Origin of the sequence: Rhizobium sp. PL01 (assembly GCF_033447125.1) — a bacterium.
Classification (GTDB): Bacteria; Pseudomonadota; Alphaproteobacteria; order Rhizobiales; family Rhizobiaceae; genus Pararhizobium.
Map to the genome: position 1 here is coordinate 245,168 of NZ_JAWQUM010000001.1, position 21,469 is coordinate 266,636.

The 21,469-nt window shown below is 59.6% G+C and carries 20 protein-coding genes and 1 tRNA gene; 11 read left to right on the plus strand and 10 right to left on the minus strand.

What is annotated here, in order from left to right; all coding sequences use genetic code 11:
• Positions 1–97: 97 nt before the first annotated feature.
• Together R6X40_RS01125 and R6X40_RS01130 are read left to right on the plus strand one after the other, a co-directional pair.
• Positions 98–883 (plus strand): ThuA domain-containing protein, encoded by a 786-nt coding sequence (locus R6X40_RS01125; RefSeq protein ID WP_318410267.1) that lies wholly within the window; start codon positions 98–100, stop codon positions 881–883.
• 8 nt (positions 884–891) lie between these two features.
• Positions 892–1,935, plus strand: a complete 1,044-nt coding sequence (locus R6X40_RS01130) for a Gfo/Idh/MocA family protein (protein WP_412178320.1) — start codon at positions 892–894, stop codon at positions 1,933–1,935.
• Here the strand turns inward: R6X40_RS01130 and R6X40_RS01135 are convergent.
• Together R6X40_RS01135 and R6X40_RS01140 are read right to left on the minus strand one after the other, a co-directional pair.
• Positions 1,932–2,951, minus strand: coding sequence for a substrate-binding domain-containing protein (locus tag R6X40_RS01135; protein ID WP_318410269.1), 1,020 nt, complete (start codon positions 2,949–2,951; stop codon positions 1,932–1,934). The genes R6X40_RS01130 and R6X40_RS01135 overlap by 4 nt on opposite strands.
• A 40-nt stretch (positions 2,952–2,991) precedes the next feature.
• Positions 2,992–4,035 carry a DUF4105 domain-containing protein gene (locus tag R6X40_RS01140; RefSeq protein ID WP_318410270.1) on the minus strand — a complete coding sequence of 348 codons (1,044 nt, stop codon included), beginning with the start codon at positions 4,033–4,035 and terminating at the stop codon, positions 2,992–2,994.
• A gap of 361 nt (positions 4,036–4,396) precedes the next feature.
• On the opposite strand from R6X40_RS01140, the gene R6X40_RS01145 reads away from it, so the two are divergent.
• From R6X40_RS01145 to R6X40_RS01175, 7 genes are all read left to right on the plus strand, one after another.
• A complete protein-coding gene (locus R6X40_RS01145) occupies positions 4,397–5,452 on the plus strand; it encodes a dipeptidase (protein ID WP_318410272.1) in 1,056 nt (351 codons plus the stop codon).
• Positions 5,453–5,499: 47 nt separating this feature from the next.
• Positions 5,500–7,143: an ABC transporter substrate-binding protein gene (locus tag R6X40_RS01150; protein WP_318410274.1), complete on the plus strand. Its 1,644-nt coding sequence runs from the start codon at positions 5,500–5,502 to the stop codon at positions 7,141–7,143.
• A 14-nt stretch (positions 7,144–7,157) separates the two neighbouring features.
• Positions 7,158–8,225: an ABC transporter permease gene (locus R6X40_RS01155; protein ID WP_318410276.1), complete on the plus strand. Its 1,068-nt coding sequence runs from the start codon at positions 7,158–7,160 to the stop codon at positions 8,223–8,225.
• Complete coding sequence (locus tag R6X40_RS01160; RefSeq protein WP_318410278.1) at positions 8,222–9,157, plus strand: ABC transporter permease; 936 nt, start codon at positions 8,222–8,224, stop codon at positions 9,155–9,157. The genes R6X40_RS01155 and R6X40_RS01160 overlap by 4 nt, the downstream gene beginning before the upstream one ends.
• Complete coding sequence (locus tag R6X40_RS01165; RefSeq protein WP_318410279.1) at positions 9,154–9,987, plus strand: ABC transporter ATP-binding protein; 834 nt, start codon at positions 9,154–9,156, stop codon at positions 9,985–9,987. Before R6X40_RS01160 ends, R6X40_RS01165 begins: the two co-directional genes overlap by 4 nt.
• Complete coding sequence (locus R6X40_RS01170) at positions 9,984–10,745, plus strand: ABC transporter ATP-binding protein (RefSeq protein WP_318410280.1); 762 nt, start codon at positions 9,984–9,986, stop codon at positions 10,743–10,745. Before R6X40_RS01165 ends, R6X40_RS01170 begins: the two co-directional genes overlap by 4 nt.
• Before the next feature lie 144 nt (positions 10,746–10,889).
• Positions 10,890–12,311: an FAD-binding oxidoreductase gene (locus R6X40_RS01175; RefSeq protein ID WP_318410282.1), complete on the plus strand. Its 1,422-nt coding sequence runs from the start codon at positions 10,890–10,892 to the stop codon at positions 12,309–12,311.
• 260 nt (positions 12,312–12,571) lie between these two features.
• Here R6X40_RS01175 and R6X40_RS01180 read toward each other — a convergent pair whose 3' ends face one another.
• From R6X40_RS01180 to xylF, 5 genes are all read right to left on the minus strand, one after another.
• On the minus strand, positions 12,572–12,925 hold the full coding sequence (locus R6X40_RS01180; RefSeq protein ID WP_318410283.1) for an HNH endonuclease signature motif containing protein: 354 nt from the start codon (positions 12,923–12,925) through the stop codon (positions 12,572–12,574).
• Between the two features lie 188 nt (positions 12,926–13,113).
• A tRNA-Arg gene (locus R6X40_RS01185) sits at positions 13,114–13,190 on the minus strand.
• Between the two features lie 227 nt (positions 13,191–13,417).
• A complete protein-coding gene (locus R6X40_RS01190; RefSeq protein ID WP_318410285.1) occupies positions 13,418–14,203 on the minus strand; it encodes an ATP-binding cassette domain-containing protein in 786 nt (261 codons plus the stop codon).
• A gap of 14 nt (positions 14,204–14,217) precedes the next feature.
• Entirely contained in the window at positions 14,218–15,531 is a 1,314-nt protein-coding gene (locus tag R6X40_RS01195; RefSeq protein ID WP_318410286.1) for a sugar ABC transporter permease, read from the minus strand.
• Positions 15,532–15,648: 117 nt separating this feature from the next.
• Positions 15,649–16,689, minus strand: a complete 1,041-nt coding sequence (gene xylF, locus R6X40_RS01200; protein ID WP_318410288.1) for a D-xylose ABC transporter substrate-binding protein — start codon at positions 16,687–16,689, stop codon at positions 15,649–15,651.
• A gap of 229 nt (positions 16,690–16,918) precedes the next feature.
• Between xylF and R6X40_RS01205 the strand changes: the two genes are divergently transcribed.
• Positions 16,919–18,154: an ROK family transcriptional regulator gene (locus R6X40_RS01205; RefSeq protein ID WP_318410290.1), complete on the plus strand. Its 1,236-nt coding sequence runs from the start codon at positions 16,919–16,921 to the stop codon at positions 18,152–18,154.
• Between the two features lie 47 nt (positions 18,155–18,201).
• Here R6X40_RS01205 and iolG read toward each other — a convergent pair whose 3' ends face one another.
• Positions 18,202–19,197 (minus strand): inositol 2-dehydrogenase, encoded by a 996-nt coding sequence (gene iolG / locus R6X40_RS01210; protein ID WP_318410292.1) that lies wholly within the window; start codon positions 19,195–19,197, stop codon positions 18,202–18,204.
• Between the two features lie 388 nt (positions 19,198–19,585).
• Here iolG and R6X40_RS01215 point away from each other — a divergent pair, with 388 nt between their 5' ends.
• Positions 19,586–19,813 (plus strand): hypothetical protein, encoded by a 228-nt coding sequence (locus tag R6X40_RS01215; protein WP_318410294.1) that lies wholly within the window; start codon positions 19,586–19,588, stop codon positions 19,811–19,813.
• A gap of 3 nt (positions 19,814–19,816) precedes the next feature.
• On the opposite strand, the gene R6X40_RS01220 is transcribed toward R6X40_RS01215, so the two are convergent.
• Both R6X40_RS01220 and R6X40_RS01225 read right to left on the minus strand, forming a co-directional pair.
• Positions 19,817–20,284, minus strand: coding sequence for a hypothetical protein (locus R6X40_RS01220; protein WP_318410295.1), 468 nt, complete (start codon positions 20,282–20,284; stop codon positions 19,817–19,819).
• Between the two features lie 52 nt (positions 20,285–20,336).
• The gene (locus R6X40_RS01225) at positions 20,337–21,314 is read right to left on the minus strand and encodes a LysR family transcriptional regulator (protein WP_318410297.1); all 978 of its coding nucleotides are present in this window, start codon (positions 21,312–21,314) and stop codon (positions 20,337–20,339) included.
• Positions 21,315–21,469: the final 155 nt, after the last annotated feature.

The window sequence follows — 21,469 nt, forward strand, 5'->3', positions numbered from 1 at the left end:
CTTGCAAAAGTGTTGGGTGGAATCTATCGCTGAAAATTGAAAGCGGTTTCAATTTTATCGAGCGCTGATGGATGAAGCGTCGAAAGAAGGATTGGTCATGACCATCAAGGCAGTTGTCTGGGGCGAGAATATCCACGAGCAGACCAACGAGGTCGTCAGAAGCATCTATCCGAACGGCATGCACAACACGATTGCCGCGGCGCTGAACACCGATACGGGCATCGAGGCGACGACGGCGACATTGCAGGAGCCGGAGCACGGCCTCAGCGTCGATCGTTTGGCGAACACCGATGTCCTGCTCTGGTGGGGACACCAGGATCATGGCGCCGTATCCGACGAGATCGTCGAGCGCGTCGCCAAGCGGGTCTGGGAGGGCATGGGCCTGATCGTGCTGCATTCCGGCCATTTCTCCAAGCCCTTCAAGCGGCTGATGGGCACGCCTTGCGCGCTCAAGTGGCGCGAGGCGGGCGAGCGCGAGCGGCTGTGGGTAATCAATCCGCGCCATCCGATCGCCGAAGGCCTGGATGAGAATTTCGTGCTCGAAAACGAGGAAATGTACGGCGAGCAGTTCTCCGTGCCGGAGCCGCTGGAAACCGTGTTCATCTCGTGGTTTGCCGGTGGTGAAGTGTTCCGCTCGGGTCTCACCTGGCGCCGCGGGGCTGGCAACATCTTCTATTTCCGTCCCGGCCATGAGACCTATCCGACCTATCATGACGCCAACGTGCACAAGGTTCTACGCAACTCGGTGAAGTGGGCTTACAATCCGCAGGGCACCTACAGCGCCATCCACGATGCGCCGAACGTGCCGGTCGAAAAGGCACTGGAGCCGATCGTCGAGCGCGGTCCCAAACTGCATCAAGCCGGTGAGCAGGGGTACAAGTGATGAAGCCGATCCGTCTCCTCGTTCTCGGCACCGGCGGCATGGCCAATACGCATGCCATGAACTTTGCCACGATCGCAGGCGTTGAACTCGTTGCGGCCGTCGATGTCGATCTCGTTCGCGTGCAGGCATTTGCGGCGCGCCATGAGATCGCCAGGACATTCACCTCGCTCGACGAGGCGATTGCCTGGGGCGAATTCGATGCCGTCACCAATGTGACGCCGGACAAGATCCACTATCCGACGACGCTCAAGCTTCTCGCTGCCGGAAAGCACGTGCTGTGTGAAAAGCCATTGGCCGAGGACTATGCCAAGGCCGACGAGATGGCGGCGGCTGCGGAAAAATCCGGTCTGGTGACGATGGTCAACCTCACCTACCGCAATGTTGCCGAGGTGCAGAAGGCCCGGCAGATGGTTCTGGCCGGCGAGATCGGCAAGGTCCGCCATATTGAGGCGTCCTATCTGCAGAGCTGGCTGGTCTCCAAGGCCTGGGGCGACTGGGCAACGGAATCGCAATGGCTCTGGCGGCTGTCCACCAAGCATGGCTCAAACGGCGTGCTCGGCGACGTTGGCATCCATATCCTCGATTTCGCAGGTTATGGTGCGGCGACCGACGTGGAGCATATTTTCGCCCGCCTGAAGACCTTCGACAAGGCGCCCGGCAACAAGATCGGCGAATACGATCTCGATGCCAATGACAGTTTTACCATGACGGCCGAGTTCGACAATGGCGCCATGGGCGTCATTCATGCCAGCCGGTGGGCCGTGGGTCATCTCAACGAGCTGCGCCTGCGCATGCACGGCGACGAGGGCGCGATCGAGGTGATCCACACGCCCGATGGTTCGACGCTCAAGGCTTGCCTTGGAGACGACATCGAAAAGGGCGTCTGGAAGGATGTCGATGCGGGAACTGTGCTGACCAACTACCAGCGCTTCATCGACGCGGTCCGGGCCGGCAAGACGGTTGAGCCTGGCTTCCGCCATGCCGCCGATCTGCAGAAGGTTCTCGATCTGGCTATGGTCACCGAGAAGGAACGCCGCGAACTCGCGGTTTAGGCCCTCTTTACCGCAGCCGTCGAGTTGCGGATGACCAGTTCCACCGGCCAGACTTCGCGCAGGTTTTCGACCGGTGCCCCCTGCAGCATTTCCAGCACCATTTCTCCGATCCGCGCACCCGCTGCGCGGATCGATGATCGCGTCGTCGAGAGTGTCGGCACGAGGTGATCGGGGCTGATATACGGAAAGACGTCGTCATGGGCGATCAGCGAGATATCCGCGCCGACCGTCAGACCAGCGATGCGAATCGCCCGCATGGCACCGAGCGCTGACATCATCGATCCGGCAACGACGGCGGTCGGTGGGTTTTCGAGCTTGAGAAATCCCTGCATCAGCCGAAAACCCATCTCGTCGGTGAACTCACCATGCCCGCAAAGTGCTGGATCAATACTGACGCCGCGGGCGCTCAGCGCGGTCTGGTAGCCGTCCTGGCGATGTTCGGCAAAGATCCGGCCGCGATAGCCGTTGAGCAGGCCGATGCGGCGATGGCCGAGATCGAGCAGGTGGCTGGTGGACTGGCGCACGGCGCCGAAATTATCGATATCCAGCCAGCCGAAATTGCCGTCGGAATTGGTGCGGCCATGAACGATGAAGGGCAGGCGGAGCGAATTGAGCAGCGCGATGCGCGGATCGTCGAGAAAGGGCGAATGCAGGATGACGGCATCGACGCGTTTGCTGGCGGCAAGACGGCGGTAGGTGGACAGTTCGGCTTCCTCGGAATCCACCGTGGAAACGAGAATGTCGATCTCTTCTTGCTGCAGCCGCCCGCCAAGTCCACCCATGAATTCGCTGGTATGCGGCCCGAATTCGCCACCGCCCTTGAGCACGATGCCGATGGCGCCGACCCGGCCTGTCGCGAGCCCGAGTGCGCTGGTATTGGGCCGGTAGCCATATTCGAGCGCCGCCTTCAGCACGCGTTCGCGGGTTGCCTGCTTGACCTCCGGATAGCCACTCAAAGCGCGGCTGACTGTCGTCTGCGACAGTTCGAGCCGGTTTGCGAACTCCTTGAGGTTCATGCGGGTGTTCCTGTCATCTGCCGTTCCAATTCAAGACGCATTATGGTTGCGGCAAAGGGGTTACGCCCGGCACGCCCTCGCGAATTTGGCGGGAGAAATCGGGCGCATTATCCGCTGCCTGCGCCCGTGCGCTGATGGCGCCGCCGCTCCGGAGTTGCTCCAGCGTAAAGCCGGGCGTGAAGCCATTCACGTCGATGATGTAGGAGGGCAGGTAGCCTGAAAAGATCAGCCGGTAATCCAGCGGCAGAGCGCCGGAGACGATATGGTTGATCATGGCGAAAACGATCGTCGTGCAGTTGCCCGTGATCGTATTGTAATATTGCGGCGTCTCGTTGAGGCCATTCGCCGTGTCGACATAGGACAGGAAAAGCGAGCGCATCGCCGGTTTGGGAATGTTGAGACGGTAGAGATAGACGTCTTCCTTGCGGACATTGGTGCGCACCCTGACGATATCGCGTTCGTCGGCGGCAATGACGCTCATCTCGAATTCCTTGAAGAAGCCGCCGATCTCCGAGAAGCTCTCGGTTCGTTCCTTGCGGATTTCCACCGAGAAGGTGACGAACTGACCATCGTCGAAGCCGAAGGAGACCAGCGTATGGGCAATCGCCGGGCTCGACCAATAGGAAAGCAGCAGATCAACCGAGGCGAGCTTATCGAGATCGTAGGTTCGATTTTCCCAACGTGCCGTGTAGTCGGTCGATGTCCGCCAGTCGAAATTGCGGACATTGGCAAGGGTCACCTGCGGGCCGTTGACGACGCCCGAAACGATATGCGCGACTTCGTCTGCCCAGTCGCGGCTGTTGCTCGCCGGTATGGCGTTCCACCAGAACAGCAGCGCAGCGATCATCAAGGGATAGAGCAGTGCCGCGATACGGGAGTGCCAGCGTATATAGGCATAGAGTGCAACAAGCGAGACGATGACCCATAGCGCTGCGATCAATAGTCTCACCGGTTCAGGACCGGGCGCCTGATAAAACAGCGCCATCGCCCCCCAGGCTGCGAAGCCAAGAATGGCAAGGCTCGAAATCACCCGTATGATGATGCCGAGGAGGTGAAAGCGAGGGCGTTGAACAGGTTCGCTCATAATGCGGCACCCGTCATCGAGGGCTGTGTCGCAAGCACTTCACGCCGTTCCATGTTCATGACAGCCCTCCTTCGTTTCCCTGTCCTGCAATGCCAGATTTTCCCGCCAACAGACATAGAATTTTTGTTTTCCTGCATTTTTTCAACGGCCCGGCTGCACGTCTCCGTCTGCCTGGGGATCACGCCGTTCTCGTCTGACGCGAGCAGGTAAGGTGTTATACCATCATTGTTTTTTGCCTGTTGAATTTTTCAGAAGCCGCATTGTTATTTGTCATATCATTGACTAGCATCGCATTCTTGACCAATCGGACAAAAATTGGCTGACGCCAATAGACGGACCAGGCAGGACGGGATTTTTTTGAATGCAGGCGGTTTTCGACGGCCACAACGATGTGTTGCTGAGACTGTGGAGCAATGCCAAAAATGGCGCTGACCCGGTTATCGAGTTTTCTGAAGGCACAACGGAAGGCCATATCGATGGCCCTCGCGCCAAAAAGGGTGGTCTCATTGGTGGGCTGTCGGCGATCTACATCCCGTCCGACCATCTCGTTCTGAAGACGCCCGACGAGAATGGCCACTATGCCACGGACTTGTCCGAGCCGCTGGAGCGGCAACCGTCTCTCGACATCGCGCTGGAGTTCGCCGCCATTGCTCTCCGGCTCGATCGTGCCGGTGCCTGGAAGCTTTGCCGTTCAACCGCCGATATCCGGGCGGCGATGGAGAAGGGCATTTTTGCCGCGGTTCTTCATATGGAAGGCTGCGAGGCGATCGGCGCGGATCTGACCGCGCTTGAAACATTCCACGCTGCCGGATTGCGTTCGCTTGGGCCTGTGTGGAGCCGCAATAATATATTTGGCCACGGTGTGCCTTTTGCCTATCCGATGGGACCTGACACCGGGCCGGGCCTGACCGAAGCCGGCTTCGACCTCGTGCGTGCGTGCAACCGCCTCGGGATTCTCATCGATCTCGCCCATATCACCGAGAAGGGCTTCTGGGACGTGGCGAAAACCACTGACCAGCCGCTGATCGCCAGCCATTCCAACGCGCATTCCCTGACTGCCGTTGCCCGCAACCTGACGGACCGCCAGCTGGATGCGATCCGCGACAGCAGGGGCCTGGCCGGGCTGAACTACGCGACCACGATGTTGCGGCCGGACGGGCTGGAAAACGCCAATACGCCGATCTCCGACATGGTCCGCCATATCGACTACATGGTCGAGCGTATGGGCATCGATTGCGTGGCGCTTGGGTCCGACTTCGACGGTGCGACCATTCCGGAAGGCATAACCGACGCGGCAGGCAGTCAGAACCTGATTGCTGCCCTGCGGGACGCCGGATATGGTGACGCCGAACTGACAAAAATATGCCGGGAAAACTGGCTGAGGGTTTTGGGGCAGGCCTGGCACGAAGCCGCTTGAACCAAAAAGAAAAGGCCCATTGCGGGCTTAAAAAAGGGAACAGAGAGATGATGCATTCACTGAACAAGCATGTTCGCATGTTGACGGCTGGCGCCGCCATGTCGCTGATCTTGATGGCAGGTGCGCCTGCATTCGCCGAAACCCCAGCCGACACGCTGGTCGAAGGCTGGGCGATCGACGACATTATCAGCATGGATCCGGGCGAAGCGTTCGAACTGTCGACCGCCGAAGTCACCGCCAACACCTATAGCTACCTTGTTCGCCTCGATATCAACGACACGTCCAAGGTCGTTGGTGATCTCGCCGAAAGCTGGACCGTCTCCGACGATGGCCTGACCTACACGTTCAAGATGAAGCCCGACACGAAATTTGCCTCCGGTAACCCGGTAACGGCTGAGGATGTCGCGTTCTCCATCGAACGCGTCGTCAAGCTCGACAAGAGCCCGGCCTTCATTCTCACGCAGTTTGGTCTGACCGGCGACAACGTCACGGAAAAGGCCAGGGCGACGGATGCGAGCACGTTCACATTCACCGTCGACAAGGCCTATGCGCCGAGCTTCGTGCTGAACTGCCTGACGGCAACGGTCGGCGCTGTCGTTGACAAGAAGCTGGTGATGGAACACGTGGCTGCCGTTACGCCATCGGCCGAATACAAGTATGACAACGATTTCGGCAATGAATGGCTGAAGACCGGTTACGCCGGATCGGGCGCCTTCAAGCTGCGCGAATGGCGCGCCAACGAAGTTGTCGTCATGGAGCGCAATGACAACTACTACGGCGAAAAGACGCCGCTGGCCCGCGTCATCTATCGTCACATGAAGGAAAGCTCCGGTCAGCGTCTGGCACTGGAAGCTGGCGACATCGATGTGGCGCGCAATCTCGAGCCGGGCGATTTCGACGCCGTTTCGAAGAATGCCGAGCTTGCCACCACCAATGCGCCGAAGGGTACGGTCTATTACTTCAGCCTCAACCAGAAGAACGCCAATCTGGCAAAGCCGGAAGTCGCGGAAGCCTTCAAGTATCTGGTTGACTACGACGCAATCGGATCGACCCTGATCAAGGGCATCGGCGAGATCCACCAGACCTTCCTGCCAAAGGGCGTTCTGGGCGAACTGCCGGAAAATCCCTACAAGCTCGATGTTGCCAAGGCCAAGGAACTGCTGGCCAAGGCCGGTCTTGCTGATGGTTTCTCGGTGACGATGGATGTACGCAACACCCAGCCGATCACGGGTATTGCCGAATCCATCCAGCAGACGCTGGCTCAGGCCAACATCAAGATGGAAATCGTCCCGGGCGATGGTAAGCAGACGCTGACCAAGTACCGCAATCGCACGCACGACATCTATATCGGCCAGTGGGGCCAGGATTACTTCGATCCGAACTCCAACGCCGAAACCTTTACCGTCAACCCGGACAATTCCGACGAAGGCAAGAACAAGACGCTCGCCTGGCGCAATACCTGGGACGTTCCGAAGGAATGGACGGAAGAGAGCAAGGCTGCCCTGCTCGAGAAGGATGCCGCCAAGCGCGCCGACATGTACAAGGACCTGCAGAAGAAGGTGCTTGAGAAGAGCCCGTTCGTGGTCATCTTCCAGCAGACGGAAGTTGCAGGCACGCGCGCCAACGTGAAGGGTTTCAAGCTCGGTCCGAGCTTCGATACCAATTACGTCTTCACGGTCTCCAAGGATTGATCCGGGGATAGCCTGTGACATCTCCTGAAACAACGCAAGTGGCCGGGCGCAAACGCGCCCGTGCCAACGGCTGGGCTAAGAGCATCCTGCGCTTCCTGGTCATCATCGTCACGACCTATCTCGGTCTTCTGGCCGTGACATTCTTCATCGGCCGCGTGATCCCCATCGATCCGGTACTCGCCGTTCTCGGCGACCGGGCGCCGGCGCATGTCGTCGAGCGAACCCGCGAGTTGATGGGCTTCAACAAGCCGCTCTATGAACAGTTTTATATCTATGTGCGTGATGCGCTGACCGGCAATTTCGGCACCTCGGTGCTAACAACCAATCCGGTCATGGCCGATATCCGCCGCGTCTTTCCCGCGACGCTGGAGCTTGCGACGCTGGGCACCATCATCGGTAGCCTGATCGGCGTACCGCTTGGCGTGCTCGCAGCCGTCAAGCGTGGCTCGATCGCCGACCAGATCGTTCGCGTCATCGGGCTTGTCGGCTATTCGGTGCCGATCTTCTGGCTGGCTCTGCTGTCGCTGCTGTTCTTTTACGCCAAGCTTCGCTGGGTCGCCTATCCGGGCCGTATCGACATTGTCTACGAATACAGTTTTACGCCGATAACCGGCCTCTACCTGCTGGATTCACTCTGGCAGGGGCAGTGGGACGTGTTCCGCGATGTCTTCCGTCACATCATCCTTCCGGCCAGCCTGCTCGGCTATTTCTCGCTGGCTTATATCAGCCGTATGACCCGCAGTTTCATGCTCAACGAACTCGGCCAGGAATATATCGTCGCGGCGCGTGCCAAGGGCCTGTCGGAAACCCGCATCATCTGGGGACATGCCCTGCGCAACGCCGCGGTGCCGCTGGTAACGGTGATTGCGCTCTCCTATGCCGGGCTACTCGAAGGCTCGGTGCTCACGGAGACTGTGTTCGCATGGCCGGGGCTTGGGCTCTACATCACCAATTCGCTGCAGAACGCCGACATGAACGCGGTTCTGGGCGGCACCATCGTCATCGGTTCCGTCTTCATCGCCATCAATATCCTGTCCGATCTTCTTTACCGGACACTTGACCCAAGGACGCGTGCGCGATGAGCCAGTCCAGCCTTCAAACCACCCCCATGACCCGCCGCCAGTGGCTGATGTCCGACAGGCCGCAATCGCGCCTGCAGGCCCGGCTTGGTCGCGCCTATATGACCTGGCAGCGGTTTTCCGCTAACAAGCTTGCGGTTGCCGGTCTCTGCATCATCCTGCTGCTTATCCTGGTTGCCATCTTTGCCGATGTCCTTGCGCCGCATTCACCCGTCATCGGCAATCTTGGCGGTGCACGGCTATTGCCGCCGGGAAGCGAAGGTTATCTGCTCGGGACAGACGATCAGGGCAGGGATATCCTTTCACGCCTGTTGCACGGTTCGCGGTTGACGCTGCTGGTTATCGTACTCGTGGCGATCATCGCAGCCCCCATCGGCCTGCTGGTCGGCGCCATCTCCGGCTATGCAGGCGGCTGGGTCGATGCGGTGCTGATGCGCATTACCGACATTTTCCTCGCGTTTCCGAAGCTGGTTCTGGCACTCGCATTCGTTGCGGCCATGGGGCCTGGCATCCAGAATGCGATCATTGCCATCGCTATTACCTCTTGGCCGCCTTATGCCCGTATTGCTCGCGCTGAAACCTTGAGCGTGCGCAATTCCGATTATATCGCCGCCGTACAACTGATGGGCGCATCGCCATTCCGCATCGTCCTTCGGCATGTGATGCCGATGTGCACGTCGTCGCTGATCGTCCGTGTGACGCTCGATATGGCCGGGATCATTCTGACGGCCGCCGGTCTCGGTTTCCTCGGCCTCGGCGCTCAGCCGCCGCTGCCGGAATGGGGTGCGATGATTGCCTCCGGCCGCCGCTTCATTGTCGATCAGTGGTGGGTTGCCACCATGCCAGGCATCGCCATCCTGATCGTCAGCCTCGGCTTCAACCTTTTGGGTGACGGCCTGCGCGACGCACTCGATCCACGGGAGAGCGGCCAATGAGCACGATGCTGACGGTCGATGATCTCAGGGTCTCGTTTCCCACACGTACCGGCTTGATCGAGGCGGTGCGCGGTGTTTCCTTCACGCTCGGCCGCGAACGGCTCGGCATTGTCGGCGAAAGCGGCTCGGGAAAATCGCAGACGGGCAGGGCGATCATGGGCCTGACGCCCGTCCATGCCAAGATTTCGGCCAAGACGTTGAACTTTGACGGCATTGACCTGCTGACCGCGCCGGCGAAAACCCGCCGGAACCTGCGCGGCAGCCGCATCGCGATGATCCTGCAGGATCCGAAATACTCGCTCAACCCGGTGATGAGCATCGGCCGCCAGATCGTCGAGACGCTGCGCACGCATGAAAATGTCAGCAAGCGCGAAGCCCGCGATCGTGCCATCGCCATGCTCGAGGCCGTGCAGATTCGCGATGCCGGCCGTGTCTTCGATCTTCATCCGCACGAGGTTTCGGGCGGCATGGGCCAGCGGGCGATGATCGCGATGATGCTGATCGCTGGGCCTGAACTGCTGGTCGCCGACGAACCGACCTCGGCGCTCGATGTGACCGTGCAGCTCGAGGTGCTCGGCATTCTCGACAAGCTCGTTGCAGAACGCGGAATGGGGCTGATCTTCATCTCGCATGATCTGCGGCTGGTCTCGTCCTTCTGCGACCGTGTCATCGTCATGTATGCCGGCAAGATCGTCGAGGAACTGGCAGCGTCCGATCTCGGCAATGCGAAACATCCTTACACGCAGGGCCTGCTCAATTGCATGCCGACGCTCGGCACCAACCGGCATCCGTTGCCAGTGCTCGACCGCCAGCCGGAGTGGGCGCTATGACCGCAATTGTTTCGGCAGAAAACCTGACCGTCGCCTATGAAGATTTCCTGGCGCTCGATAATGTCAGCATCGATGTCACGCTAGGCGAATCCTTCGGTCTTGTCGGCGAATCCGGATCAGGAAAATCGACGCTCTTGCGCGCCATCGCCGGGCTTTCGCCGGTGGCATCCGGCCGCATCGTGCTTGATGGCAAACCGCTGGATGTGAAGCGTCGCGACAAGGCGTTCTATCGCCAGGTGCAGATGGTGTTTCAGGATCCCTATGGTTCGCTGCATCCGCGCCAGACGGTCGACCGGCTGCTGCAGGAACCGCTTGCCGTTCACGGCATTGCCGATGCCGAACGGCGCATCCTGCGGGCGCTCGATGAAGTCGGTCTCGGCTCGTCGTTCCGCTTCCGCTATTCGCACCAGCTCTCCGGCGGCCAGCGCCAGCGCATCGCCATTGCCCGGGCGCTGATCATCGAACCGCAGATCATGCTGCTCGATGAACCCACCTCGGCGCTGGATGCTTCCGTCCAGGCCGAAGTGCTCAACCTCCTGGAACAGGTTCGCCGCGACCGCAAGCTCACCTACATCATGGTCAGCCACGATCTCGGCGTCGTCACGCATATGTGCGAACGGCTGGCGGTGATGAAGGGCGGCAAGGTCGTGGAACGGCTGTCATCCGCCGATCTGGTCGCGGGTCGTCTCAAGGAAGACTATACCAAGAACCTGATGGTCGCGAGCAAGGGCTTCGTCCGGGACGCCAGCATGGCGTGAGGTCGGGAACCGGCACCTGAGCTGGTTCCTCCTCGACCCCAGAATCAGTCGTCCGGTCTGCTCAATTGGGCCTGTCTTGCGCTATACATTAGAAAGGCGCAAAGTACGGCGGCTGGGGCATGGTTCACCTTGGAGGGGTGTGTCATGAACGATATGAGCCTCATGAATCTGCAGGCAGGAAAGACGACCGTAAGCGCGGCGGCCATAGAGGCTTTCGCGTGGCAGCAGCGCGGCGACGTGCTGGATGCCGACGATGCGTCCTATGACGAAGTGCGGGCCATCTGGAATGGGATGATTGACCGCAAGCCCGCGCTGATCGTGCGTTGTGCCGGTGCTGCGGACGTTCTTCGTGCTGTGCGGTTTGCCAGCGATAACAGGCTGCTTGTCGCCGTGCGTGGCGGTGGGCACAACATTGCCGGCAATGCGGTCTGTGAGGGCGGCGTGATGATCGACCTGTCGCCGATGACGTCCGTGCGGGTTGATGCCGCCGCTAAACGGGCCTGGGTTGAGCCCGGTGCAACACTGGCCGATGTCGATAGCGAAACCCAGTCCTTCGGGCTTGCCGTGCCGACCGGGATCAACTCGACGACGGGTATTGCCGGGTTGACGCTCGGCGGTGGGTTTGGCTGGATCACGCGCAAGTTCGGTCTGACGATCGACAGTCTTGTGTCTGCCGATGTGGTAACGGCGGATGGCAATCTGGTGCGTGCCAGTGCGACGGAAAACAGCGATCTGTTCTGGGCGCTGAGAGGTGGTGGCGGCAATTTCGGTATCGTCACGGCATTCGAATTCAAGCTTCATGATCTCGGTCCGCAGGTCACCGCGGGGCTTGTCGTCCATCCGTTCGAGGATGCGAAATCAGTGCTCGAACAATACCGTCAAGTGTTGGAAACCGCGCCGGATGAACTGACCTGCTGGGCCGTGATGCGGCAGGCGCCGCCGTTGCCATTTCTACCTCAGGAGTGGCACGGCAAGGAAGTGCTGGTTCTCGCCATGTGCTACTGCGGCGATGCCGCGTCAGGTGAGGCGGCGACCGCCCGCCTGCGCTCGATCGGCAATCCCATCGCTGATGTCGTCGGCCCCAGTCCGTTTTCCGGCTGGCAGCAGGCATTTGATCCGCTGTTGACACCCGGCGCGCGCAATTACTGGAAGAGCCACGATTTCATGGCGCTTTCCGATAGGACGATCGACATTCTGCTCGATGCCGTCCGCAAGCTGCCGGGACCGGAATGCGAGATCTTCATCGCCCATGTCGGTGGCGCTGCCGGTCGCATCGCAGCCGACGCGACTGCCTTCCCGCAACGCAACGCGCATTTCGTCATGAACGTGCACGCGCGCTGGCGCGAACCGGGGATGGACGATGCCTGCATCGGCTGGGCGCGCCAGCTCTTCGAGGCAGCCAAACCGTATTCCACCGGAACCGCCTATATCAACTTCATGCCTGAAGATGAGGGAGACCGCGTCGCGGCCGCCTATGCCGGCAACTATCAGCGGCTCAGCGAGATCAAACGGCGATACGACCCGCACAATCTGTTCCGCATGAACCAGAATGTGAAACCGGTTTAGATCAATTGAGGGATTTCATCGCAAAACAGAAAGTGGTGCGCTCACAATAGGTGTGAACTGGATAGATTGGACTGTCGATGCGTTCGCGGAATCTATTATGCCGGAATGCTTAGGGAGACGTGTAAGAGAAGGACTGTAACTTACTGGATGAGGGCGAAACTCATCCGAAACCGCTTGGCCGAAGTCTAGCGGCGGCTTTTAGTGCATAGCAGCCACTGGTTCCGTGACCGTTGTCAGCCCAACGCAGAGGGTTCGTGCGGTTATTGTTTGCGCCCTCGACCTGATCCAGGCCCTTGCCGCGATTCCTTCGCCAAGTCGGAGAAGCCGGGAGGCTTGCTTTTGACCCACGCGACGAATTTCTGCACAGCAGGGTCCTCAAGGATGGCCTCGATCGTGAAGAATTTTTTCGCGAGTTGGGAATCAGTGAAGATCGCATGTATCTGGTTATGACAGACACGGTGCAGGCAAACGGTTTTCTTACCACCCTTGCTTTTCGGAACGAGATGGTGGGCATCTTTCTGATCATCCGGAATCACGCGCTCGCACATCGGGCAAAGCGTTGGTTCTGGCTCCACGTCCCAGGAAGCCACCTCGTCTCTGTTCTTGCGGGCCATAGGTCCTCGGTCGATTTTTCTACGTGGCGATCGCTTGCGTCCATATCGCATGGATCAATGCAGGCTCCTACCGCAGATATCGGTTCTGCTGGCGGGGAGTAATGATGTTCTACATCTGCCGTGAGCTGGGTAGCGTCCAATTCCGTTTGCGAAACCGGATACCACAATCTGGCGGCAAGGTCAGCAAATGGTGCACCCGACTGGATTCGAACCAGTGACCCCTGCCTTCGGAGGGCAGTACTCTATCCAGCTGAGCTACGGGTGCATCCGCGACGGCAAGGCGTCGAAGCAGGCTGTGACCGGTTCATAGCCTAGGACAAGCGGCGCATCAATGGTGAAAGCGTTATGGCGGCAGGAAATTCCGGTTCGTTGAAATCAGCCTCATTTGTCCCGCAGCCAATGTGGAAGGGCGGAGGCTTCGCGCTATCGGTCATCATGAAAAATGCCGCGCTCCGGGAGCGCGGCATCGGATTTTTCAGGCAACCGGATCACTCAGGCCGTCTGCATGGCGCCCGGGCCGGGAATTGCCTTGGGCGGGACCTTGCCGAGAATGATCATCCCCAGCACTTCGTCCTTGGTGACGTCTTCGGTGCGGGCATGGCCGACGACCTGGCCGTTCTTCATCACCGACACACGATCGGCAAGGTCGAAGACGTCGTGGATGTCATGGCTGATCAGGAAGATGCCAATGCCTTCGCGCTTCAGCTGCTTGATCAGCTCGCCGACCTGCGCCGTTTCCTGGGGTCCGAGTGCTGCCGTCGGCTCGTCCATGATCAGGATACGAGCATCGAACAGGATGGCGCGGGCGATGGCCACCGACTGGCGCTGACCACCGGACAATGCCTTCACCGGTTCCTTGAAGCGGCGGAAGTTCGGGTTGAGCCGGCCCATGACTTCGCGGGCTTTGGCTTCCATCGCAACATCGTCGAGCGTGCCCCAGGGGGTGCGCAGCTCGCGGCCGAGATAGAGGTTGGCTGCGGCATCGACATTGTCGGCAACGGCGAGCGTCTGGTAGATCGTCTCGATGCCGTAACCCTTGGCGTCACGCGGGTTGTTGATCTGAACCGGTTCGCCATTGATCAGGATCTCTCCGGCATCGCGCTTGTAGGCGCCCGACAGGATCTTGATCAGTGTCGATTTTCCGGCACCATTGTGCCCGAGAAGAGCGACGACTTCGCCCGGGAAAAGATCGACCGAGGCATTGTCGACGGCGTGGATGCCGCCGAAGGAGATGGAAATATTCTTCATTTCCACCAGCGGAGTGCGTTGTTCCGTCATTGTTCGAACTCCTCTTACTTGGCTCGGCCGCGATAAACGGTATCCAGCCAGACGGCCATAACCAGCACGATGCCGATGACGATGCTTTGCAGCGGTGTGTCGATGCGCAGGAGCACCATGCCGGACTGCAGGGATTGCATGACGATGGCGCCGAGAACCGCACCGGAGATGGTGCCCATGCCACCGGCAAGCGAGGTGCCGCCGATGACCGCAGCGGCGATCGTGTACAGTTCGTCGAGCGTGCCTTGCGCATTGGTGGCAGCGTTGAGACGTGCCGTCGAAATGGCGGCGGCGATGGCGCAGAGCGCGCCCATCAGCGCGAAGATGCGTACCGTCACCCAGCGGGTCTTGATGCCTGCGAGTTCTGCTGCTTCCGGGTTGCCGCCGATCGCAAAGACATAACGGCCGAAACGGGTGCGGGTGGTGAGGAAGCTCATGGCGATGGCGATACCGACGGCCATGAGGACCGGGATGGCGATGCCGAGCGGGATCTGCAGACCGCCTTCAGGCCAGGGAATGTTGTGGGCCTCGGCATATTTCTTGGCGAGGTTGACCGGCATGTAATAGCTGTTCAGCACCCAGACGGCGATCATCACCGTGACGCAACCAACCAGCGAGAGGAAATATTCAGCCCACATCGGCCGCAGCGGAAAGCCGAAGCGCTTGCGCTGCTTGCGCGAGTTGATGATCGAGGCAACGATGATGAGGCAGGCGATGATGCCGACGACCCAGCTTGCCGTGGCGCCGATCGATCCTTCAGCGCCGCCGCCCATCAGGCGGAAGGTCGAGTCCATCGGGGCGACGGTAGCGCCGGAGATGACGAGGAAGGCCGCAGCGCGCCAGATCAGCAGGCCGCCGAGCGTGACGATGAAGGCGGGCACATTGAGAAAGGCGATGATGACGCCCTGGAAGGCGCCAATGGCGGTTCCAAGCACGATGCCAACCGTCAGCGCGATGATCCAGGTGGCCGGATTGTCGAAGCCGATCAGCGGTGGCAGGATCTTGGCCTGGGTGATCGCCATGATCATGCCGACAAAGCCGAGGATCGAGCCGACCGAGAGGTCGATATTGCGGGTGACGATGACGAGCACCATGCCCGTTGCCATGACCGAGACCGACGCAGCCTGAACCGTCAGGTTCCACAGATTGCGTGGCGTCAGGAAAAGCCCGCCGGTAAAATATTGAAAGCCGAGCCAGATGCACATCAGCGCTGCGATCATGCCCAAAAGCCGGGTATCGATCTCCGTCGCCTGCAGGAAACGCTGCAGGGCAGTCCCCTGTGTCTGGCGCACGCTGCTGGAAGGCGTGGCAATGGTGGTGTTCGCCATTTGCTGATTACTCCCCCTTTATTCTTGTCTAAAAAGTCCCGCACATCGGAGAAGCGCCGCAACGTGGTCGCTGCGGCGCTCGTGACGGGACTTTATCTGCCCATGTTCAGGATCGGATCAGTTGCAGACTGCAACGGTTCCGGCCTTCACGCCCTGGCAGGTTTCTTCCTTGGAAATCCAGCCGGCGTCGATAACGACGTTCAGATTGTCCTTGGTGATCGGCTGCGGTGCGATGAAGAACGACTGCATCTCGACGCCCTTCGGGCCGCCAGCGAACTTTACAGTTCCCGGGATCGCATCCATGGCCGCGCCGCCAGCAAGTGCTACGGCGATTTCGCCGGCCTTCTTGCCGAGTTCGCGGCTGTCTTTCCAGACGGAGACGGTCTGGGTGCCGAGGGCAACGCGGTTCAAAGCGGCCTTGTCGCCGTCCTGACCCGAAACAGGAACCGAGCCTGCGAGGCCCTGTGCTTCAAGTGCTGCGACAACGCCGCCGGCCATGCCGTCGTTCGAGGAGACGACACCGTCGACCTTGTTGTCGTTGGCGGTCAGGAACTGCTCCATGTTCTTCTGGGCAGCTTCCGGCTTCCAGCCGTCCGTGTAGGCTTCGCCGACATTCTTGATCTTGCCTGCGTCCATGGCAGCCTTCAGCACTTCCATCTGTCCGGAGAACAGGAAGTCAGCGTTCGGGTCTGTCGAAGCGCCCTTGATGAAGACGTAGTTGCCTTCCGGCTTGACCTTGAACACTTCGGCAGCCTGCATGCGGCCGACTTCCTTGTTGTCGAAGGTGATGTAGTAAGCAGCCGGGTTTTCAATCAGGCGGTCGTAGCCGACGACCGGTATGCCTTCAGCAGCTGCCTTTTCGATGGCCGGGCCGATGGCTTCCGAATCCTGCGCCAGAACGATGATGGCGTTGGCGCCCTGTGCGATCAGCGACTCGATGTCGGTCAGCTGCTTGGCGGCGGATGCCTGGGCGTCAGCGGAGATATACTTGTCGCCGGACGCTTCGAGGGCAGCCTTGATGGCGGCTTCGTCGGTCTTCCAGCGTTCTTCCTGGAAGTTCGACCAGGAAACGCCGACGACCAGATCCTTGGCCATGGCTGCAGTGTGCAGGGATACGATGATGGCAGCGCCTGCCATCAGTGTCAAAACTGATTTCATGAAGTCCTCCCAAGTGACCGCTGGCCGTCCGCGCGAACCTCCCGCACGGCCCCCGGCCAGCAAATTTGCCTGCCGCGAACCCAAAAGAGTTTTTTCTCGACAGTCGAGAAAATAGATGTCAGAGTTTTTCGGGGCTGTCAACAAAGCTTTGGACAAGGCCATTTGACATCGGGCAGATGCTTTGGGAGGAGCATGTGTTTGTGGAATTCGTGAATCATAGGGATGCGCAATGCTGACTAAATCCAGCACCGAACTGGTGCGTCAGCAGAACAGTGCGCTCGTGCTTGCGACGTTGCGGCGCCTTGGCCCGCTCTCTCACACAGATATATCCGAACATACCGGACTGGCGTCTGCGACGGTTTCGGCGATCACTGCCGAGCTGGAGCGGGTAGGGGTTATCGAGAAGGCGGAGCAGCAGGCGCCTTCGGGGCGCGGACGGCCGCGGGTGCTGTTTGCACAGCGCCGGGACAGCGGCTTTCTGATCGCTGTGCGAATCTCCTCGGATATGGTGCAATATTCGCTGGTCGATTATTCCGGGCGGCTGATCGACCGTTTCGAGGAGCCGCGCAATCACAAGGTCGTCGGAACGCAGGATTTCGCCGAGGGATTCCTGGATGCGCTGGTGCGTCTCGTTCATCGCTCTAGGCTGAACAAGGAACAAATCCTCGCGATTTCGATCTCCAGCAAGGGCACGGTCGATGCCGACGGAAAGCGGCTGTTGTGGTCGCCGGTCTTTGGCGGCGAGCAGATCGATTTTGTTTCGCTGCTGCAGCCGGAATGGGGCGCCAAGGTTACGTTGAACAACGAGACCCTGCTGGTTGCGCAGGCTCTGGGGATGAAGGCGGATGCAAGCCAGGCCGGTTCGTTTCGCGCACTGGCCGCCTTGTCGCTTGGCCATAGCATCGGGCTTGGCGTTGCCCGCAAGGACAGGTTCGGCGAACTGGAGGTAACGGCTCCCAATTTCGGTCACATGCTGCATGCGGCCAATGGTTGCCTGTGCCGTTGTGGCTCCTTCGGCTGCATCGAGGCGTCGGCTGGGTTCTATGGCATCCTACGCACCGCTTTCGAGGTGCCACCCGATACGATCCCGGCCAAGTTCGTTCCGTTGGCGGAAATGGACAAGATCGCCGCGAGTGCCCGCCAGGGAAATCGCATGGCGGGGTATGCCTTTCGTCAGGCCGGTATTGCACTCGGTAACGGTCTTTCGCGGCTGCTCAGCCTTTACGATCGCATGCCGATCTACATCACCGGACCGGGAACGCGCTATTTCGATCTCTTGCAGCGGGGCGTCGACGAAGGGCTTGAGCAATCGCATGAGGTCCGTCTGCAAGGCAAACCGGAGATTTCGGTGATCTTCGATGAACAGAGACTGGTTTTTGATGGTCATCTGGATCGGGCGCTGACCGACATGGACCACGATATCGCGGCTTTCCGGCCGGTTCCGCCAACGGTTGAGCAAGCCTGATATAAAAAGGCCGGGCGAACCCGGCCTTCCGTCGTTGCATTTATCGTTTAAGCGCCGACGCGGATCTGCTTCTTTTCGGCGACCGACTTCACAGCTGCATCGGCCAGCGCCAGAGCTGCAAGGCCATCAGCGCCCGAAGGTGTGATCTTGGTGCCCTTTTCGATCGCAGAGATGAAGCTGGCGATTTCGTTGGCATAGGCTTCGGTGTAGCGGGTCATGAAGAAATCATGGAGCGGCGGGCGGGTATAGCCGTCGCCATTGGCGATTTCGATCGAAACGGCGCGCTGGTTTTCGGCCGAAACGACGCCCTTCGAGCCGTGCACTTCAATGCGCTGGTCGTAGCCATAGGTGGCGCGGCGGGAGTTGGAGATGATCGCCTGCTTGCCGGATGCGGTTTCGAGAATGACCGATACGCTGTCGAAGTCGCCGGCCTTGCCGATTTCCGGATCGACCAGAACGGCGGCATGGGCGGTGACGGCGACCGGTTCTTCACCGAGCAGGAAGCGGGCCATGTCGAAATCGTGGATGGTCATGTCGCGGAAGATGCCGCCGGAGCGCTTGATGTAATCGACTGGCGGGGCGCCCGGATCGCGCGAAATGATCGTAACCATTTCGACATCGCCAATCTTGCCATCGTCGATCGCCTTACGGACGGCCATGAAATGCGGGTCGAAGCGGCGGTTGAAGCCGACCATCAGCTTGCCCTTGGTTTCTTCGACAACTTTCATGCAGTCGCGTACGCGGCCGACATCGAGATCGATCGGCTTTTCGCAAAAGATCGCCTTGCCGGCGCGGGCGAAGCGTTCGATCAGGTCGGCATGGGTGTCGGTCGGGGTGCAAATGACGACGGCATCGATATCTGCCGACTTTTGGATATCTTCAATTGTGCGGACCGCGCAGCCATATTGCTTGGCAATGGCGTTGGCGGCCTCGGGGAAGGCGTCCGCGACGGCGACGAGAACAGCATCCGCATTGGCGCTGACGGCTTTTGCGTGGACCTTGCCGATACGGCCGGCACCAAGAAGACCAAATCTGACGGTCATGTTCATCTCTTTTTGACGAGCGGCACAGCGCCGCGAAGGGACGGGGTGATGACGCTCACTCCGGACAGGCGTTGCGGAAGACAGGTCCGCGCTGATGCAATGAAGACAGTCTCATGCGTCTGCCGGTCGCAGATGGCGGGCAGGTGCAGTCTCTCTCTCCCTGTTTCTTTCTTAAGCCGATAAGCGCGCCGTATATCTCCTCCGGCAGATACGAAAATCGGAATAAAAACGTAACGAACTTATTTTTCGGAATATTTATTCTATTTAGGGCCGTGCCGTCAAGCTGTTAAACCCACCAGCCTCTTGCGGCAAATGTCGTTTTGGACATAAAGCTGTGGCCTTTGATGCGAGGCCCGTATGGCCGGGCAAATCCTCAAGGACAGTTAGCATGATGAAGCTCATCGATCCGGATCACCCATTCTACAAGCCGCTCTGGGTTCGGCTTTTGATCGTGGTGCTTTGCTGTGCATGGACTGCCGTCGAATTCTGGAACGGGGCGGATACCTGGGGGATGATCTTTCTGGCGGTCTCGGCCTATACCGCCTGCGTGCTGATCATCTTCTTCAAGCCGAAGGCGGAGATAGTCGAAGAGGCAAAGACCGACGATCCGGTCTGATTGTCAACGCCGCTGCATCAGTCGCAATCGCCTTTGTGCCTCATCGATCAGCATGTTGGCGATTTTCATCCTGATGGTCGCGTTGGTGCGAAATTCCGGGGGGTGCACGTCCGGATGGTTGTCACCAGCAAAACGCCTGCGCTTGTCGGCCAGTCCTTGCGCCGTCTCAGTCTCCGTCAATCCCAGATCGGCGGCAATCTGCCCGGGGCGAATGCGGTGCAGGTGTTCCGGCATGACAGGTTTAGGCAGAGGTTTCGGTGGCGCCAGCATCTCGTCGCTGGCCGTATCGAAATAGGCGCGCTGAACTGCGCTGCTGTCGGCCATGCCGGATGCAGCAAGGTTGCCGACGAAGCCGCCGTTCAGGCCACGGATACTGGTGTGGAGCGCCTGCTCATCATCAGCCGCGCCTTCCTCGTCTTCTTCCGCTTTCAATCGCTCCAGAACCGACTGGAACACTGACATCCCGAACATCTGTCTCTCCGCTTTCCCGGCGTTAGAGCATGGCAAGGTTTTGCGGGCCTGATCAGGCATTGCTCTGTTTCAGGATCAGGTCGTAAAGCAGCTTGGCACTTGGTGGCAGAGCGCGGCCGCGTGCGGTGATCAGGCTATAGGGTCGGATCTTGATATCGAAGTCTGTCGGAAGCACGCGGATTTCGCCCGCTTGGCTGCCGCTTCCGGCAATCAGTGTTGCCACGTCTCGGGCAACGGGAGCCACGGCGTTGGTATGGCGAACGATGGAAACCGTCAGAATGGTGGAAGACGTATTGATGATGGTGGCGGGCAGGGGCGTGCCGGCCGACAGGAAGCTATCCTCAACGGCGCGCCGCAGCAGTGTTCCGGAAGGCTGGAAGACCCAATCGTAACCGGGAAGATCGGCCGAGGTGACGATCTTCTTGTCGAGCAGCGGGTGGCCCGTTCGAACGATCAGGCAGACATCTTCCTCCCCAAGCTCGATCAGATTGAACTGCCGTGGGTCCATGTCGTCCGGTATCCGGCCGATGACGAAGTCGTGCCGGGCGGCGAGCAGTTCGCGCACGAGCACGTTGCTGTTTTCGATCTGGATATTGATTTCGATGCCGGGATAGGCAGTCGAGACCTGCCGGATGGCGGGAACGGCGAGGTTGAGGGCCGGGCCAGTGACGGAGCCGAGCGACACCGAGCCGCCGCTTCCCGTCTTCAGTTCATTGATCTCGCGCGTCGTCTCCCGCAGTTCCAGGAAGATGGTGCGCGCGCGCCGCGCCAGTGCCCGGCCGTATTGCGTCAACTCGACGCCGCGAGCGACGCGGGCGCAGAGCGGCGCGTTGAGGATGGTCTCGATTTCACCCAGCATGCGCGACGCCGCCGGCTGCGAAATACTGAGGGAATCAGCCGCTGCACTGATCTGACCATGCTCTTCGATGGCCAGAATCAGCTGTAGATGACTCATTTTTAAGCCTAAGCGAAAAATTCCTCGTTCTGAATAATCCACCGGAACGGATGAGACCGGTAAAGAATCGTCCATATTTAACCCACCTTCCGAGAAAAATACCCTCGCACCTGCGAAAAATCACACTGTTTCGACGTTCTATATCATAATTGTTATAAGTATGAACATATATTGCATTTGACAGTTATGATGTTTGATTCCAGTTTGCGAACATGTGCGCCAGCGTGCTT

Coding starts and splice junctions, on each gene's coding strand:
- R6X40_RS01125 (WP_318410267.1), top strand. CDS start 98: ATGACCATCAAGGCAGTTGTCTGGGGCGAGAATATCCACGAGCAGACC.
- R6X40_RS01135 (WP_318410269.1), bottom strand. CDS start 2,951: ATGAACCTCAAGGAGTTCGCAAACCGGCTCGAACTGTCGCAGACGACA.
- R6X40_RS01140 (WP_318410270.1), bottom strand. CDS start 4,035: ATGAGCGAACCTGTTCAACGCCCTCGCTTTCACCTCCTCGGCATCATC.
- R6X40_RS01145 (WP_318410272.1), top strand. CDS start 4,397: ATGCAGGCGGTTTTCGACGGCCACAACGATGTGTTGCTGAGACTGTGG.
- R6X40_RS01150 (WP_318410274.1), top strand. CDS start 5,500: ATGATGCATTCACTGAACAAGCATGTTCGCATGTTGACGGCTGGCGCC.
- R6X40_RS01160 (WP_318410278.1), top strand. CDS start 8,222: ATGAGCCAGTCCAGCCTTCAAACCACCCCCATGACCCGCCGCCAGTGG.
- R6X40_RS01165 (WP_318410279.1), top strand. CDS start 9,154: ATGAGCACGATGCTGACGGTCGATGATCTCAGGGTCTCGTTTCCCACA.
- R6X40_RS01170 (WP_318410280.1), top strand. CDS start 9,984: ATGACCGCAATTGTTTCGGCAGAAAACCTGACCGTCGCCTATGAAGAT.
- R6X40_RS01175 (WP_318410282.1), top strand. CDS start 10,890: ATGAACGATATGAGCCTCATGAATCTGCAGGCAGGAAAGACGACCGTA.
- R6X40_RS01180 (WP_318410283.1), bottom strand. CDS start 12,925: ATGGCCCGCAAGAACAGAGACGAGGTGGCTTCCTGGGACGTGGAGCCA.
- R6X40_RS01190 (WP_318410285.1), bottom strand. CDS start 14,203: ATGACGGAACAACGCACTCCGCTGGTGGAAATGAAGAATATTTCCATC.
- R6X40_RS01195 (WP_318410286.1), bottom strand. CDS start 15,531: ATGGCGAACACCACCATTGCCACGCCTTCCAGCAGCGTGCGCCAGACA.
- xylF (WP_318410288.1), bottom strand. CDS start 16,689: ATGAAATCAGTTTTGACACTGATGGCAGGCGCTGCCATCATCGTATCC.
- R6X40_RS01205 (WP_318410290.1), top strand. CDS start 16,919: ATGCTGACTAAATCCAGCACCGAACTGGTGCGTCAGCAGAACAGTGCG.
- iolG (WP_318410292.1), bottom strand. CDS start 19,197: ATGACCGTCAGATTTGGTCTTCTTGGTGCCGGCCGTATCGGCAAGGTC.
- R6X40_RS01215 (WP_318410294.1), top strand. CDS start 19,586: ATGATGAAGCTCATCGATCCGGATCACCCATTCTACAAGCCGCTCTGG.
- R6X40_RS01220 (WP_318410295.1), bottom strand. CDS start 20,284: ATGTTCGGGATGTCAGTGTTCCAGTCGGTTCTGGAGCGATTGAAAGCG.
- R6X40_RS01225 (WP_318410297.1), bottom strand. CDS start 21,314: ATGGACGATTCTTTACCGGTCTCATCCGTTCCGGTGGATTATTCAGAA.